This is a genomic window from Pedococcus ginsenosidimutans (assembly GCF_039544395.1).
GTDB classification, from domain to species: domain Bacteria; phylum Actinomycetota; class Actinomycetes; order Actinomycetales; family Dermatophilaceae; genus Pedococcus; species Pedococcus ginsenosidimutans.
On the sequence record NZ_BAABLO010000009.1, the window covers coordinates 21,060 to 37,030 of the forward strand.

Annotated in this window: 11 protein-coding genes and 1 tRNA gene; 7 read left to right on the plus strand and 5 right to left on the minus strand. The window is 72.0% G+C overall.

The genetic code is table 11. The annotated features are described in order from the left end of the window. Window positions 1–93: 93 nt before the first annotated feature. Complete coding sequence (locus tag ABEA42_RS10415) at window positions 94–1,287, minus strand: PucR family transcriptional regulator (RefSeq protein WP_345503090.1); 1,194 nt, start codon at window positions 1,285–1,287, stop codon at window positions 94–96. Between the two features lie 147 nt (window positions 1,288–1,434). Here ABEA42_RS10415 and ABEA42_RS10420 point away from each other — a divergent pair, with 147 nt between their 5' ends. Further along, window positions 1,435–2,595, plus strand: a complete 1,161-nt coding sequence (locus ABEA42_RS10420) for a glycerophosphodiester phosphodiesterase (RefSeq protein WP_345503092.1) — start codon at window positions 1,435–1,437, stop codon at window positions 2,593–2,595. Window positions 2,596–2,625: 30 nt separating this feature from the next. On the opposite strand, the gene ABEA42_RS10425 is transcribed toward ABEA42_RS10420, so the two are convergent. Beyond that, window positions 2,626–3,516, minus strand: coding sequence for an NAD-dependent epimerase/dehydratase family protein (locus tag ABEA42_RS10425; protein ID WP_345503094.1), 891 nt, complete (start codon window positions 3,514–3,516; stop codon window positions 2,626–2,628). A gap of 110 nt (window positions 3,517–3,626) precedes the next feature. Beyond that, window positions 3,627–6,392, minus strand: a complete 2,766-nt coding sequence (aceE, locus tag ABEA42_RS10430) for a pyruvate dehydrogenase (acetyl-transferring), homodimeric type (RefSeq protein WP_345503096.1) — start codon at window positions 6,390–6,392, stop codon at window positions 3,627–3,629. A gap of 185 nt (window positions 6,393–6,577) precedes the next feature. Between aceE and ABEA42_RS10435 the strand changes: the two genes are divergently transcribed. Next, window positions 6,578–8,689 carry an acyltransferase family protein gene (locus ABEA42_RS10435; protein WP_345503098.1) on the plus strand — a complete coding sequence of 704 codons (2,112 nt, stop codon included), beginning with the start codon at window positions 6,578–6,580 and terminating at the stop codon, window positions 8,687–8,689. 46 nt (window positions 8,690–8,735) lie between these two features. On the opposite strand, the gene fdhD is transcribed toward ABEA42_RS10435, so the two are convergent. Next, a complete protein-coding gene (gene fdhD, locus ABEA42_RS10440; RefSeq protein WP_345503100.1) occupies window positions 8,736–9,578 on the minus strand; it encodes a formate dehydrogenase accessory sulfurtransferase FdhD in 843 nt (280 codons plus the stop codon). A 92-nt stretch (window positions 9,579–9,670) separates the two neighbouring features. On the opposite strand from fdhD, the gene ABEA42_RS10445 reads away from it, so the two are divergent. The 4 genes from ABEA42_RS10445 to ABEA42_RS10460 all read left to right on the plus strand — a co-directional run bounded on the left by ABEA42_RS10445 (window position 9,671) and on the right by ABEA42_RS10460 (window position 12,754). Continuing rightward, window positions 9,671–10,207 (plus strand): PH domain-containing protein, encoded by a 537-nt coding sequence (locus tag ABEA42_RS10445; protein ID WP_345503102.1) that lies wholly within the window; start codon window positions 9,671–9,673, stop codon window positions 10,205–10,207. 20 nt (window positions 10,208–10,227) lie between these two features. Then, window positions 10,228–11,715, plus strand: a complete 1,488-nt coding sequence (locus ABEA42_RS10450; RefSeq protein ID WP_345503105.1) for a PH domain-containing protein — start codon at window positions 10,228–10,230, stop codon at window positions 11,713–11,715. Window positions 11,716–11,835: 120 nt separating this feature from the next. Then, entirely contained in the window at window positions 11,836–12,261 is a 426-nt protein-coding gene (locus ABEA42_RS10455; protein WP_345503107.1) for a DUF3052 domain-containing protein, read from the plus strand. Window positions 12,262–12,283: 22 nt separating this feature from the next. After that, window positions 12,284–12,754, plus strand: a complete 471-nt coding sequence (locus ABEA42_RS10460; RefSeq protein WP_345503109.1) for a peroxiredoxin — start codon at window positions 12,284–12,286, stop codon at window positions 12,752–12,754. Window positions 12,755–12,843: 89 nt separating this feature from the next. Here the strand turns inward: ABEA42_RS10460 and ABEA42_RS10465 are convergent, their stop codons facing one another. Beyond that, a complete protein-coding gene (locus ABEA42_RS10465) occupies window positions 12,844–15,693 on the minus strand; it encodes an immune inhibitor A domain-containing protein (protein WP_345503111.1) in 2,850 nt (949 codons plus the stop codon). Between the two features lie 204 nt (window positions 15,694–15,897). Between ABEA42_RS10465 and ABEA42_RS10470 the strand changes: the two genes are divergently transcribed. Continuing rightward, window positions 15,898–15,970: transfer RNA gene (locus ABEA42_RS10470), tRNA-Val, on the plus strand. The last annotated feature ends 1 nt before the right edge of the window (window position 15,971 follow it).

The window sequence follows — 15,971 nt, forward strand, 5'->3', positions numbered from 1 at the left end:
CAGCCTCGCGCCCCGACCCGGCCCGGGACGTGACCGTTTGGCACGAACATCCCGCGCGCGTTTTGGAGGTTTCCTCCAATTGCGCCCCCTGGGTCAGCTCGGCGGGGCGTAGCGCACCGCAGCGGGCACGGCCCGGCTCAGCCGTCCCAGCGCGAGCGCGATCCGTACGGTGTGTGCGTCGTGCGGGTCGGTCAGCTGGTAGCCGGTGAGGTCGGCGATCTTGCCCAGGCGGTAGCGCACCGTGTTGGGGTGGACGAACAGCACGCGGGCAGTCCCCTCCAGCCCGCCGCCGGTCTCCAGGTAGGACGCGGCCGTCTCGAGCAGGGCGCCGCCGCTGGTCGCGAGCGGGTGCCAGATCCGGTCGAGCATCAGGGCCCTGGCCGGTGCGTCACCGATGAGCACGCGCTCCGCGAGCAGGTCGTCGGCCGCGACCGGCCGCGGCGCCTCCGGCCACGCCTGGGCGCACGAGTGCCCAGCGAGGGCGGCCCGGGCGCTGCGCCCGGCGGCGAACAGGTGGGGCACGGTCGGGCCGACCACCACGGGACCGTCGCCGAACTGGTCGCCGACCTCGCGGGCCGAGGCCAGGGCGTCCTCGACGTTGCCGAGGATGCACACGAGGCGGCGGCCCTGGACGGCGACGAGGGTGTCGACGCCGACCCGCTCGGCTGCGCGGCGCAACCCGTCCACCACGCCGGCGGGACTGCCGTCCGGGGTGCTGCCGGCGACGACGGCCACCCTGGTGGTGGTGCCCCAGCCGAGCGCGGCGGCGCGCGACTGCATGGAGTCGTCGGCCTCGCCACGCAGCACGGCGTCGACGACCAGGCCCTCGAGGCGGGCGTCCCAGGCACCCCGTGCCTCGGCCGCGTGGGCGTAGACCTCGGCGGCCGCGAAGGCGATCTCCCGGGAGTAGCGCAGCACCGACTCGCGCAGCGCCTGCTCCTCACCGGGCTCGGCGAGGGCGGTCGCGTCCTGCTCGACGACGTCGACCACCGACCGCACGAGGTCGAGGGTCTGGCGCAGGGTGATGGAGCGGGTCAGCTCACGGGGAGCCGTGCCGAAGACGTCGGCCGTCACTGGGGTCTGGTCGCCGCCCTCGCGCAGCCAGGCGATGAAGGCGGCGATGCCTGCCTGGGCGACCAGGCCGACCCACGAGCGGTCCTCGGCCGACAGCGCGCGGTACCAGTCGTGGGCTCCCTCCATGCGGCGCGTCGCCCCGCTCGAGAGCTCGCCCGCTGCGCGCTCCACCCGCTGGAGGGTGGCGGGGGAGGTGTGCAGGGCCGCAGGCATGCCGAGAGTCTATTTGTATGGGACCCACAACGGCCCTCCGGTCACGGGCGCCGCCCGGGCACGGTGCCCTGAGGGTTCGGGGGCTCTTCACCCCGAGGTCACCGGCGCGTCGCCCGCGACGCCTGGCGCGTTCCTAACGTCCCCGGCATGACCAGAACCCTTCCCGTCATCGCCACCACCGCCGCCCTCCTGCTCACCTGCACCGTGGCCGCGGGGTCCGCCGCCAGCGCCGCGCCGGCCCCCGCCCGTACCGGCAACCCCGGCTCGGGCCAGTACGTCCGGAAGGCGCCCACGGCGCACCCGCTCGTCATCGCCCACCGCGGTGCGTCCGGCTACCGGCCGGAGCACACCACGGCGGCCTACGAGCTGGCGGTCGCCATGGGGGCCGACTACATCGAGCCCGACCTGGTCATGACCCGCGACGGCGTGCTCGTCGACCGCCACGAGCCCGAGATCTCCGGGACGACCGACGTCGCCGACCACCCCGAGTTCGCCGACCGGAAGACGACCAAGGTGCTCGACGGGGTGGCCACGACCGGCTGGTTCACCGAGGACTTCACCCTCGCCGAGCTCAAGACCCTGAGGGCCAAGGAGCGGCTGCCGCAGATCCGGCAGGAGAACACGCTCTACGACGGGCGCTACACGGTGCCCACCTTCGCCGAGGTCCTCGCACTGCGCGAGAAGCTGTCCCGCGAGTACGGCCGGCCGGTCGGGATCATCCCGGAGATCAAGCACTCCACCTACTTCCACGCCCGGGGCCTGGACCCCGAGGCGGCGCTGATGAAGCTCGTGCGCCAGTACTCCCTCAACCGCGCCGACGCCCCGCTGTGGGTGCAGAGCTTCGAGCTGACCAACCTCGTCGCCCTGCGGGACAAGTTCGGCTACCGCGCCCACGAGGTCTTCCTCGCCAGCGGGTCGGGGGCGCCGTACGACCTGCAGAGCTCGGGCGACCCGCGCACCTACGCCGACCTGCTGACCCCAAAGGGCCTGCGCGGGCTGGCCCGGACGGTCGACGGCATCGGGCCGGACAAGGACCTCGTCGTCGCACGCCGGGCCAACGGCAGCCTCGGCGCGCCGACGGGTCTCGTCGCCGCCGCGCACGCCGCCGGGCTGGTCGTGACGCCCTACACGTTCCGCGCCGAGAACACCTTCCTCCCGACCGACTACCGGGTCGGCAGCAACCCCGCCGACTTCGGCCGCGCCGTGGACGAGGACGTCGCCTTCATGCGGGCCGGCGTCGACGGGCTCTTCTGCGACCAGCCCGACATCTGCGTGACCGCGCGCAAGGAGTTCCTCGGCCGCGACTGACCAGCGGGCGGCCCCGGCCGCGGGCGGGCCTCAGCCGGCGTGGTCGCGCCAGGAGTGCTGCGGCTCGTACCCCAGCACCCGGCGGGCCTTGTCGATGCCGAGCAGCGTCTCGTGCTCGCCCAGCTCCTTGCGGACCTCGACGCCGGGGAAGACCTCGGCGACGAGGTCCGCACTGGAGCGGCTCATCACGGTGTCGGCGTTGGCGATGACGAAGACCTCGACGCCGGGCACGGTGCGCTCCAGGCCGAGGCGCACCGCCTGGGCGCCGTCCCGGGCGTCGATGTAGCCCCAGAGGTTCCACTTGCGCAGGGAGGCGTCGGCGTCGAAGGACGGGAAGGCGGCGTAGTCCTCGATGTCCATGACGTTGGAGAAGCGCAGTCCCACCATGGTCAGCTCGGGGTCCCAGCGGCAGAAGTGCCGGGCCATCTCCTCCTCGAGGGCCTTGTTGAGGGAGTAGGTCGACTCCGGGCGGGGGTCGTACTCCTCGTCGACAGGGACGTAAGGCGGAGGAGTGTCGAAGGGCAGCCCGAGCACGGTCTCGCTGGAGGCCCAGACGATGCTGCGGATCCGGAGCGCCCGCGCGGCGGCGAACACGTTGTAGGTGGCGGCCGAGTTGTTGGCGAACGTCGCCGCGTTGGTCACCAGCCCGGGCGCGGGCACCGCTGCCAGGTGCACCACCGCGTCGACTGGCGTGGTGTGCTCGTCCACCCCGCCGGACAGCGCCTCAAGGACCTGCCCGTAGTCGGTGAGGTCGACCGCCACGAACGGCGTCCCGGGCGACGCGGGGCGGGTCCGGTCGAGTGCCAGGACGTCGTAGCCGCGTTCGGCAAGGTGGGCCACGACCGTGCGGCCCAGCTTGCCCGACGAACCGGTGACGGCGACACGGCGTACGGGGTCTGCGGGCTGCGTGGGGGAGGTCATGTGACCATCCTGCCCCAGACGCAGGTATGCCGCCCGCTCACGTCGAGCGGGCGGCATACCTGTTGTGCCACAAGGCGATCCGCCGCTGGCGGTCGCTCCGGTTCAGGCGGTCAGCTCTCGCCGCCCGCGTTGCCGGACGTGCCGGCGGTGACGTCGAGCAGCCGGTAGCGGGAGGCTGCCTCGCGGGGCACGGAGGCGTCGACCTCCCCGCGCTCGGCGAGCATCTGCAGCGTGCGGACCGCCATCGACGGGCCGTCGATGTGGAAGTAGCGCCGCGCAGCCGGGCGGGTGTCGGAGAACCCGAACCCGTCGGCCCCGAGCGACGCGAAGTCGCCGGGCACCCACTGCTGGATCTGGTCCTGGACCTGGCGCATGTAGTCGGAGACGGCCACGACGGGTCCACGGGTGTCGCGCAGGCGCTGCGTGACGTAGGGGACCCGGCGCTCCTCGTCGGGGTGGAGGAAGGCGTGCTCGTCGGCAGCCATGCCGTCGCGACGCAGCTCGCTCCACGACGTGACCGACCAGACGTCGGCCACCACGCCCCAGTCGTTGCGCAGCAGCTCCTGGGCCTCAAGCGCCCACGGGACACCGACGCCGGAGGCGAGCAGCTGCGCCCGGGGGGCGTCGTCGCCGAGGCCGTCGCTGATGCCGCGGGCGAAGAGGTACATGCCCTTGAGGATGCCCTCGCGGTCGACGTCCTCGGGCTCGGCCGGCTGGCTCATCGGCTCGTTGTAGACGGTGATGTAGTAGATGACGTTCTCCGGGTTGTCGCCGTACATGCGGCGCAGCCCGTCCTCCATGATGTGGCCGATCTCGAACGCGAACGCCGGGTCGTAGGACACCACCGCGGGGTTGGTGGCGGCCATGATCGGGCTGTGGCCGTCGGCGTGCTGCAGGCCCTCACCCGTGAGGGTGGTGCGGCCGGCGGTCGCCCCGATGAGGAAGCCACGCGTCATCTGGTCGGCGGCCGCCCAGATCGAGTCGGCGGTGCGCTGGAACCCGAACATCGAGTAGAAGACGTAGATCGGGATCATCGGCTCGCCGTGGGTGGCGTACGACGTGCCGGCGGCGGTGAAGGCCGCCATCGACCCTGCCTCGTTGATGCCGAGGTGCAGGATCTGCCCGTCCTTGGCCTCCTTGTAGGCGAGCATGAGCTCGGCGTCGACCGACGTGTACTTCTGCCCGTGCGGGTTGTAGATCTTGATCGTCGGGAAGAACGAGTCCATGCCGAAGGTGCGGGCCTCGTCGGGGATGATCGGCACGACGCGCTTGCCGAACTCCTTGTCGCGCATGAGCTCCTTGAGCAGCCGCACGAACGCCATGGTCGTGGCGACCTGCTGCTTGCCGGTGCCCTTCTTGACCACTGCGTAGGCCGAGTGGTCGGGGAGCTTGAGCGGCTCGTGCTGCACCCGGCGCACCGGGAGCGGGCCGCCGAGCTTCTGCCGGCGCTCACGCAGGTACTGGATGGTCGGGTCGTCCGGTCCCGGGTGGAAGTACGGGGGACGGTACGGGTCCTTCTCGAGCTGCTCGTCGCTGACCGGGATCTTCAGGCTGTCGCGCAGGCCCTTGAGGTCGTCGAGGGTGAACTTCTTCATCTGGTGCGTGGCGTTGCGCCCGGCGAAGTGCGTGCCGAGGCCGTAGCCCTTGATCGTCTTCGCGAGGATGACGGTCGGCTGGCCGTTGTGGTTCATCGCGGCCTGGTAGGCGGCGAAGACCTTGCGGTAGTCGTGGCCACCGCGCTTGAGCTTCCACCAGATGTCCTCGTCGGACCAGTCCTTGACCATCTCGCGCGTGCGGGGGTCGCGGCCGAAGAAGTGCTCGCGCACGTACTTGCCGTCGTTGGCGCGGAAGGTCTGGTAGTCGCCGTCGCTCGTGGTGTTCATGAGGTGCGCGAGGGCACCGTCGCGGTCGGCCGCGAGGAGCGGGTCCCAGCCACGGCCCCAGACGACCTTGATGACGTTCCAGCCCGCACCGCGGAAGAACGACTCGAGCTCCTGGATGATCTTGCCGTTGCCGCGTACCGGTCCGTCGAGGCGCTGCAGGTTGCAGTTGATGACGAAGGTGAGGTTGTCGAGCTCCTCGCCCGCCGCCAGCTGCAGCAGCCCGCGCGACTCCGGCTCGTCCATCTCGCCGTCGCCGAGGAACGCCCAGACGTGCTGCTGGCTGGTGTCCTTGAGGCCACGGTTGTGCAGGTACTTGTTGAACTGGGCCTGGTAGATGGCGTTCATCGGGCCGATGCCCATGGACACCGTCGGGAACTGCCAGAAGTCGGGCATGAGACGCGGGTGCGGGTAGGACGGCAGCGCCAGCGGCTTGCCGGCCACGACGTGGCTGTGCTCCTGGCGGAACCCGTCGAGCTGGTCCTCGGAGAGGCGTCCCTCGAGGAACGCACGGGCGTACATGCCGGGGGAGGCGTGCCCCTGGAAGAAGACCTGGTCGCCGCCACCGGGGTGGTCGGCGCCACGCCAGAAGTGGTTGAAGCCGACCTCGTAGAGCGTCGCGGCCGAGGCGTAGGTGGAGATGTGGCCGCCGACACCGATGCCGGGGGCCTGGGCGCGGTGGACCATGACGCCGGCGTTCCAGCGCAGGTAGGCGCGGTAGCGGCGCTCGACCTCCTCGTCGCCGGGGAACCACGGCTCCGCCTCGGGGCTGATCGTGTTGATGTAGTCGGTCGCCGTCAGCGACGGGACCCCGACCTGCATCTCCCGAGCGCGCTCGAGCAGCTTGAGCATCACGTAGCGGGCCCGCTGGCGACCGCCCTCCTCGATGACTCCGTCGAGGGAGTCGAGCCACTCCTGGGTCTCATCGGGGTCGATGTCCGGGAGCTGGCTGGGGATGCCGTTGAGAATGGGTCCGGCTTCCTCGCGTGCGGCCACGGTCGTGAGTCCTTTCTCGCGCCACGGTCGCGGGGTTGCCTGCGACCACTGCCCATCTTCCCCCCTTCCATGGCAAGGCTCACAACCCGGTCCGGCCTACTGGCCAGTATGCGGAGCCCGCACCGGCTCCCGCGGCCCGCGCGCCGATTTCACCCACAGCGCCCGAGTTGGGAGACTTGGGCCCGATGGCCTCCCTCCTCGTCAACCCCACCACGCCCGTCGCCGACTCCCGACGGGCGCGGCGTGACCGCTTCCGCGGCGACATCGAGGGCCTGCGCGCTGTCGCCGTCACCTCCGTCGTGGCCTTCCACGCCGGGGTGGGCTTCCTCAGTGGCGGCTTCGTCGGCGTGGACGTCTTCTTCGTGCTGTCGGGCTTCCTCATCACCGGTCTGCTCGTCGACGAGCTGGCACGCACCGGCCGGATCTCGCTGACGCACTTCTACGCGCGGCGCGTGCGCCGGCTGCTGCCGCTCGCGGCCCTGGTGCTCGCGTCGACCGCTGCCGCCACCCAGGTCCTCGTGCCCGCGATCGACCGTGCCGGCGTCGCCGTCGACCTGGCCGCGGCGGCCCTCGGGGTGGCCAACTGGCGCTTCGCCCTGGAGGCCACGCAGTACATGGCCGACACCGACAAGTCGCCGGTGCTGCACTTCTGGTCGCTGGGGGTGGAGGAGCAGTTCTACGTCGTCTGGCCGCTGCTGCTCGTCGCCCTCATCGGGATGTCCGGGGTGGCGCGGCGGTCGTGGTCGGTCGCCTTCCGCCGCATGGTGTGGGTCCTCGGCGGGGTCTTCGTCGTCTCGCTCCTGCTGTCGGTCCAGCAGACCAGCTCGGGGGCGGCCGGGGCCTACTACGGCCTGCACACGCGGGCCTGGGAGCTCGCCGCCGGAGGTGGGCTCGCCCTGCTGCGCCCGGTACTCGGTGAGCTGACCCGGCGGGCGGCCACGGGTGCTGCCTGGCTCGGGGCGGCCCTCGTCGTGGGCTCGATGCTGCTCATGGACGAGGCGACGCCGTTCCCGGGGATCGCCGCCGCCGTCCCCGTGCTGGGGACGGTGCTGCTGCTCGTGGGCGGCGTCAAGGCCGGCGACCGGGGCGTCTCGGCGCTGTTGAGCCACCCCTGGCCGCGCTTCGTCGGACGGGTCTCCTACGCCTGGTACCTCTGGCACTGGCCCTGCCTGACCCTGGCCGCTGCCCGCTGGCCCGAGGACGCAGCCGACGGGTCGGCGACCACCGCCGCGCACGCCCGTCCCGCCGTGGTCGTCGCGGCGCTCGTGGTGTCGTTCCTCCTCGCGGTGGCCAGCCACTACCTCGTCGAGCAGCCGATGCGCGCAGCCCCCTTCCTCGCCGCCTCGCGTCGCCGTTCCGCCCAGTGGGGCGGGGTGTTCGTGGCCACGTCGCTCGTCGCGGCGTGCGGGCTGGCAGTCAGCACCAAGCTCGCGGGGGAGCAGCCCGTGGCCGCGGTCGTCGAGGCCAGCACCGACGTGAAGGGACCGCGCACGCCGTCCGAGGCGCGCGCCAGCCGCCCGAAGGACAGCACGCCCTGCTACACCGGCTACGCCACCACCGACGTGCCCGAGCCGCAGGACTGCCGGATCGGCCCCGCCGACGGGGGCACGAGGACGATCGCCCTCCTCGGTGACTCCCACGCCCAGCAGTGGCTGCCCGCGCTCGCCCGGGCCGCCAAGGAGAAGGGCTGGACGGTCTACCACTTCGCGAAGCCGTCGTGCACGATGACCGACGTCCCGATCTTCCACGTCCAGGCCAAGGGCCGCTACACCGCCTGCGAGCAGTGGCGGGCCAACGTCATGGACCGCGTCGCCCAGATCGACGGGCTCGACGCCATCGTCATCGGGCGGTGGAAGGACTACAAGGACATCGCCCTGCAGGCCGACGGATCTCGTGCGACCCCGGAGACGATCTCCGACCTCTGGGCAGCGGGGTCGTCCCGCACCTACCCCCGGCTGGCCGAGGCCGCGCCGCGGGTCGTCGTCATGACTGACACCCCGCGGCCGCCGCACGACGTCCCGTCCTGCCTCTCTCGGACCGACGAGCCGGCCGGGTGCGCCTTCGACCGGACGGCCACGACCCACCAGGACGGAGCTCTGCTCGCCGCCGAGAGGGCCGCCGCCCCCAAGGCCTTCCGGACCATCGACCTCACGCCGGTGATCTGCCCGCAGCAGTCGTGCCCGGTCGTCTCGCCCGCCGGCCTGATCATGTACCGCGACTCCAACCACCTCACCGACGGCTACAGCGAGAGCCTCTGGAAGCTCATGGCCTCCGAGCTCACCAAGGCCATGGCCTGAGGGAACGTCACCCGGGTCGGACGGTGCCGGCAGGGGCCCAGGCCGCCTACTGGCTGAGGTCCAGGCGGTGCTCGCCGGCGTAGACCGTCATCCTGGGTGCGCGGGCGAAGCCCACGAGGGTCAGTCCCGCCTCGCGCGCCAGGCCGACCGCCAGCGACGACGGCGCCGACACGGCGACCAGTGCGGGGATCCCCGCCATCACTGCCTTCTGCACGAGCTCGAAGCTGGCCCGGCCGCTCACCACGAGGACGTGTCCCACCAGCGGCAGGCGACCCTCGCGCCCGGCCCAGCCGACGACCTTGTCCACCGCGTTGTGGCGGCCCACGTCCTCGCGCACCACCAGGGCCTTGCCCTCGGGGGTGAAGAGCCCGGCGGCGTGCAGGCCGCCGGTCCGGTCGAAGGCCTTCTGGTGGGTCCTCAGCTCGTCGGGCATGGCCACCAGGGCGGCGGGGGACAGGCGCACGGGGTCGCGGTCCACGGCGTACGGCCGGCGGGTGGTGATGGCCTCGATGCTCGTCTTCCCGCACACGCCGCACGCGCTCGAGGTGTACTCGTGGCGCTCGCTGCGCGACAGGTCGAGCGTCGCACCGGGCGCCAGCGTGACGTCGACGACGTTGTAGGTGGGCGAGCCGGACTCGTCCTCGTCCAGGCAGTGCATGAGTGTGGCGACGTCGGTGGCGTCGTGCAGGGCGCCCTCGGTGAGCAGGTGCCCGATGGTGAGGTCGAAGTCGTCGCCGGGCGTGCGCATGGTCACCGACACGGAGGTCCCGCCCACGCGCATCTCCAGCGGCTCCTCGACCGCGACCGTGTCCGGCCGGGAGCGGGACACCACGCCGTCCGGGGTCACCTCGAGCCGGATCGCCGGAGTCCGCTGCGTCACCCTTCCCACACCCGCACACTATGCCGACGCTGTGCCGGCTGCGCGCGCCACGTGCGGCCGAAGACGCCGCCGCCGGCGCCCGCCGCTACTAGGTTGGAGCCGTGAGCGACTCGACTCCCCACCCCGGCCCGGCCGCTGCCGGCGACGCGCCGGTCGTGGTGCGCCTCCACGGTGACGGGGGCCTGCCGTGGCGACCGGTCTCGCCTCGCCTGCGCACCGCCCGCCTGACCGTCCTCGCAGGTGTGGTCGTCCCGGTGCTCGTCATCTCGCTGCTGGTGGCCGCCTTCGCGTGGGCGTGGGCCTGGGTGGCCGTCGGGGTGGTAGTCCTCGCCGCCGGCACGGTCGCCTGGGTGGTCACCCGCCAGGTCACCGCGATCAGCTGGGCCGAGGCACCCGAGGAGCTGGTGGTGCGCCGCGGCCGGTTGTTCCGGTCGATGGTGTCGGTGCCCTACGGCCGCCTGCAGTACGTCGACGTGCAGTCCGGCCCCCTCGCCCGCCGCCTCGGCATGGCGACCGTCGAGCTGCACACCGCGTCGCCCGAGAGCGGCGGCCGCATCCCGGGGCTGCCCACGGCCGAGGCCGAGGCCCTGCGCGAACGGCTCGCCGCCCGCGGTGAGTCCCAGCGAGCGGGGCTGTGAGCGGGACGGTGGACGGAGCCGTGGGCCCCCCGTACGAGGCGTCGGACCACGCCGAGGGGGCGTCCGGGTCCGCACCGGAGGTGGGGGAGGCGCCCGACTGGCAGCACCTGCACCCGCTGTCCCCGGTGCTGCGCGGCGGTCTCGCCTTCGTCGCGGTGATGGCGTACGTCGTGTCGCAGCAAGCGGACCGGCTCGTCGGTGCGGCCGGCGACGACCCGACCGGTGGCCACCTGGGGTGGGCGGCGGTGGGTGTGCTGGTCGTCCTGCTCGCCATCGTCGGCGGGGCCTGGCTGTCGTGGCGGTTCTCGCGCTACCGCGTGACGGCCAACCTCATCGAGCTGCGCACCGGCTTCGTCTTCCGGCAGCACCGCCAGGTGCGCTTCGACCGCGTCCAGGCCGTCGACGTGGGCCGCCCGCTGCTGGCCCGGCTGACGGGCCTTTCCGAGGTCATCGTGCGCTCGGCCGGCGGCCGCGACTCGCACCTCACCCTGGCCTTCCTCTCCGACGCACGCGCCCAGGAGGTGCGCGAGCAGCTGGTGGCGCTGGCCGCCCGCGAGGATGCCCCGACCGGCCCCACGTGGCAGGGCAGTCTTCCGGCCGGCCCTGCCGGGCCCGCCACGGACGTGATGCCCTCCGGCGGCGCCCGGGTCGTCTCGGTGCCGAACAGCCGTGTGGTGCAGTCGATCCTCTATACCGGGCAGTCCGCGCTGCTCGTCCTGGCGGTGCCCGCCCTCGTCGGCTCGGTCATCGGCGGCATCCCGGGCATGCTCGCCTGGCTGGGGCCGACGGCGCTCGCGATCGGGGGCGCCCAGGCCAAGCGGCTCACCCACGAGACCAACTTCGAGCTGCTGCACCAGGGCGACAGGCTCCGGGTGCGCCACGGGCTGACCGACCTGCGCACCACCACGGTGCCGCTGCACCGCATCCAGGCGGTCGAGGTCAGCCAGTCGCTGCCGTGGCGCCTGACCGGCTGGTGGCGGCTGCGGGTCAACGTGGCCGGCGCCGGGCACGGCGACGACGAGGCCGACACCGTGCTGCTGCCCGTGGGGACCCTCGACGAGGCCCTGGCCGTGCTCGCCCTGGTCCAGCCCGGCGCGGCGCCCTCCGTGGCCGTGGCGGCCCTCACGGGGGAGGGGACGGAGCAGGGCTTCACCACCGCCACGCGGCGTGCGCGCCTGCTCGACCCGCTCAGCTGGCGGCGCCGCGGGTATGCCGTGCTGCCCGAGCTGCTGGTCACCCGCCGTGGGCTGCTCTACCGCAGCGCCCAGTTCGTGCCCCACGCCCGGGTCCAGTCGCTCGCGGTGACCCAGGGGCCGCTCGAGCGGGCCGCCGGGGTGGCCACGGTGCGCCTCGTCTCGACCCCGGGGCCGGTCAAGCCGCTGGTCGCCCACCTCGACACCGGCGACGCGGAGCGCCTCCTCACCGAGCAGGACGTGCGCTCACGCCACGCCCGCGGCGTCGTCCACGGTCCCGGGGACCGTCTGGCGGAGCGTCCACATCGCGGCTGATCTGCGGCGATTCGGCCGACCTGGTTGCGCAAACGGGCCGGACAGAGTGGACTGTGCGCCACAGTGGGGCAGCACGGTCGGCATCGGGTCGACACCCACCACGAGAATCGGAGAAGGCACGTGAGCACGTCCGCACAGACGGCGCCGCAGAGTGGGGCCGGCCGTCTGGGGTTCACCGCAGGCCAGGTGATCCAGGAGTTCGGCTACGACACGGACGTCGACGACGACCTCCGTTTCGCCATCGAGGACCTCACGGGCACCGAGCTCGAGGACGAGGACTACGGCGACGTCGCCGACGCCGTCCTCATCTGGTGGCGCGAGGACGATGGTGACCTCGTCGACGGCGTCGTCGACGCCCTGACCAACCTCGCCGAGGGCGCCTTCATCGTCGTCCTGACCCCCAAGGCCGGCCGCACCGGCCACGTCCAGGCCAGTGACATCGAGGAAGCCGCCACGACCGCCGGCCTGCACACCTCGGGCACCGTCAACGCCTGCGACGACTGGACCGGCACCCGCCTCGTCGCCCCCAAGTCGGTGCGTCGCTGAGTTCGCTGGCAGACTGCCGGCCATGACCACACCGCTGTCCGTCGGGGACGTCGCGCCCGACTTCACGCTCAAGGACCAGAACGGCCAGGACGTCACCCTGTCGTCCTTCAGGGGTGCCAAGAACGTCGTCGTGGTGTTCTACCCCTTCGCCTTCTCCGGCATCTGCACGGGCGAGCTCTGCGAGATCCGCGACAACCTCGGGGCCTTCGTCTCCGACGACGTCCAGGTCCTCGCGATCTCGACCGACCACATGTTCAGCCAGCGCGCCTGGGCCGACAAGGAGGGCTACTTCTTCCCCCTGCTGTCGGACTTCTGGCCCCACGGGGCGGTCGCCGAGTCCTTCGGCGTGCTCAACGACAAGGCGGGCGCCGCGCTGCGCGGCACGTTCCTGCTCGACCGTGAGGGCGTCGTGCGCTGGACCCTCATCAACGAGATCGGCCAGGGCCGCGACTTCACCGGCTACCACGAGGCGCTGCGGGAGCTCTCCGCCTGACGCGCCAGCCACGCGTCACGACGCGACGCGACACGACGCGACAGGGCCGGTGCACCGTTCGGTGCACCGGCCCTGTCCTCTCTGTCCTGCTACGGCGTGGGAGCCGTGACCCGGATCTGCGCAGCCATGTCCCCCTGCAGGGCCTTGGCGACCTTGATGACAGTGCCGTAGCCCACGCCGTCGTCGGCCGGGTTGCCGGTACCGAGCGGGGTGGCCGCACCGACGTCCTCACCGAACAGCTCGGGGAGGAGCTTCCCGCGCTGGTCGACGATGCGGACGCTGTACGGGGCGTTGCCCTGCGAGGGCACCACCGTCGAGGCGTCGGCGTCGCGGTAGAAGAGCCGGCCGTCGTCGCGGAGCTCGAAGCCGGGGTACCAGCCACGGTCGTCGGTGAAGGTCGTCACCGCACCCTGGGCCGGGTGGGTGTTGCACTTCTCGACGGTGATCGCGTCGTCGGTCAGGCACTCCTTGAACGAGTACGAGCCGACGAGGTTGAACGCCGCGTTGGACGACTGCGGACGCGACGGCAGGTTCTTCAGCGTCGTCGGGTCCAGCGCTGCCGCGGCGCCGGTGCGGCGCAACGGGTCGAAGTGGCTGTCCACGATGAGCAGGCCGCCCTTGGCTCCCTCACTGGGAAGTGACGTGAGGTTGTTGAGGACGTGGTTGGCGCTGCCGTAGGAGGTGTCGCGGTACCAGACCAGGGCGCCGGGGGCGTTGTACCTGATCTTCTCCACCTTCCACGCGCCGCCCTCACCCAGCTTCTGGTAGGTCGTGTCGTAGGCGTACTTCAGGCCCTTGTCGAAGCCGTCGGTGTTGCGCCACTCCACGAGGTAGTACTGCGCCTGGCTCGAGGTGCCGGTGTCGAGCACCCAGCCCGCGCCCGTCGTGTCGACCCAGGTGCCCACCGTGGCCGTCCAGCCGTTGTTCGCCTCGGCGTCGTCGCTCCACAGCGTGGAGCCACCCGCGGTGACGGCGAGGTCGTCGACGAACCATCCCTTGTCCTCGAAGCCGGCGTCGGTGGCGTACAGCAGGCGCACCTTGACCGTCTTGCCGGCGTACCCGGCGAGGTCGACCCAGTGGTGCTCCCAGCCGTCCGTGGCGCCGGTGAGGCCGTACTTCTTGCCGCCGTAGTCCTTCATGCGGCCGTTGGGGTCGGAGTACCCGTCGGGGGTGGACACCTCGGCGCCGGACTCGTCGAAGACCTTCTGCTCGGTCCACGTCGTACCGCCGTCGGTGGACACCTCGACGAACCCGTAGTCCCAGTCGGCCTCGATGGAGTAGTCGTCCCACATCCAGAACCGGGCGTCGGTGGCCCCGGCGGGGACGGTGACGTCACGGGCGAGGGTGTTCTTCGCCCACGACTGGTCGGCGCTGGAGTACCACATGTTCGACCCGCTGTGCGGCGTCGCCAGCGTCAGGGTCTTGTCCGGCAGGTTGACCTTGATGCCGTCGGCCGTGCCCTTGGGGGTGCGGCTCGTCTGGCCCACGACGACCGTGCGCGGCTTGTCGCCGGGGTTGACGACCACCGGGTCGGCCCAGCCGAGGACCCACTTGTCCCACAGGCCCATGTGCGTCGGGATCGACTGGAAGATCGGCCCGGAGTGCGAGCCGGAGGACATCAGGTCCCAGAAGTCGACGTCGGAGTCACCACCGCTGGCGGTGTCGTAGAGGTCCGGCAGGCCGAGGTCGTGCCCGTACTCGTGGGCGAAGACGCCGACGCCGGAGTCCTCGGGCTGGACGATGTAGTTGCTCAGCCGCAGGTTCGTGCCGGGGACCGGGGCGCCGCCGGCGACCGCCGACGAGTGGGCCCAGATGGCGTAGGGGCCCTCGGCGCCGCCACCACCGGACTTGTCCTCGCCGGCGTGGACGAGGACGACGTGGTCGATGACGCCGTCGGGCTCGAGGACGTTGCCGTCGCCGTCGACGTCGCCCTGGTCCTCGACGTCGTAGTCCGCCCACGGGAAGCTCGGGTCCGCGGCCGCGAGGGCAGCCACCGCGTCGATGGGGAGCTGACCGGCCCCGAGCGGGTTGCTCGGGTGGCCCTGCATGTCCTGGATCGCGCCGTACGTCCACTCACCCGTCGCCGGGTCGCGGAAGCAGCGGGTCGCGCCGTAGTAGGCCTCGGAGTGCGGCACCGTCACCCACGGGGTCGCGGCCCCGGTGACGGTGTAGGCGCCCTTGGACATCTCCTCGTACATGTTGCGCATCGTGTAGCCCGAGATGTCGAAGCCGGGCTTGCCGTCGGGGCCCTTGAGGTCGGTGCGGACGCGCTGGGTGATGCCCTGCTTGGTGTAGAGCATCGTGTTGTAGTGCTGTGAGGAGAAGTCCTTGACCCACATCGAGTTGTTGTCGAGCAGCTCGGAGTCGGCGGGGTTCGGGATCTGGTTGTGCGTCGGGCCGTTCTGCACGGTGCCGGGCACGCAGGTGTCGGCGCCGAAGCCGTCGGGCACCATCGAGCCCGAGAAGTCGTCGTTCGCGGACTCGTTGAACTCGACCAGGATCGTGAGCAGCTTGGCCTGCTGCGTCGTCTTCGCCTGCTTGAACTTGTTCTTGATCGCCTTGGGGCTCTTGCCCGAGCGGATCGACTCCGCCTCGGCCTTGGCCAGCTGGCGCGCGGCCACGGGGTTGCCCTTGGCGTGCTTGGCGTCGTACGCCTTGGCCCTGGCCAGCACCTCGGCGCGGCCCTTGGCGCCGGCCTTGGCCGTCGCACCCCCACCGGCCCGGACGTCGGTGCCGAAGGCCGCCTCCGCCCGTGGGGCGACCGTGTTGAGGTAGTAGTCGCCACCGTGGGCGACCGGTGCGCTGGCCGGCGAGTGCGCGGGCGCAGCCACCGTCGAGCCCGACGCCCCGACGGCCGCGAGGCCGGTGGCGACGAGCGCGACGGTGGGTACGACCGCCGCGGCCCGGAGCGAACGCCCCGTGATCCTGCGTTGGGTCATGTTTCCTCCTGGTCTGCCCCGGACTGTGCGGGTCCGCGGGCGCAGTGGACTCCTTGCGGTGGAAGTCCAGGTGCGGGGCATATTGCTCCCGACCCGCCGGTTTGGGAAGAGACAGCCGCCGTAGCCCGCCTCGGCGGGGACATTCCCCGGACCGGTGCCCCACCTGCAACAATGACGCCGCACGAACCCGCCGTGGTCGTGCGAGGGCCTGTAGCTCAGTTGGTAGAGCACCGCGTTTACACCGCGGGTGTCGTCGGTTCGAGCCCGGCCGGGCCCAC

Bases quoted from the DNA above. Each gene is read 5' to 3' on its own strand.
- ABEA42_RS10415 (WP_345503090.1), bottom strand. From the start codon at position 1,287: ATGCCTGCGGCCCTGCACACCTCCCCCGCCACCCTCCAGCGGGTGGAG.
- ABEA42_RS10420 (WP_345503092.1), top strand. From the start codon at position 1,435: ATGACCAGAACCCTTCCCGTCATCGCCACCACCGCCGCCCTCCTGCTC.
- ABEA42_RS10425 (WP_345503094.1), bottom strand. From the start codon at position 3,516: ATGACCTCCCCCACGCAGCCCGCAGACCCCGTACGCCGTGTCGCCGTC.
- ABEA42_RS10435 (WP_345503098.1), top strand. From the start codon at position 6,578: ATGGCCTCCCTCCTCGTCAACCCCACCACGCCCGTCGCCGACTCCCGA.
- ABEA42_RS10460 (WP_345503109.1), top strand. From the start codon at position 12,284: ATGACCACACCGCTGTCCGTCGGGGACGTCGCGCCCGACTTCACGCTC.
- ABEA42_RS10465 (WP_345503111.1), bottom strand. From the start codon at position 15,693: ATGACCCAACGCAGGATCACGGGGCGTTCGCTCCGGGCCGCGGCGGTC.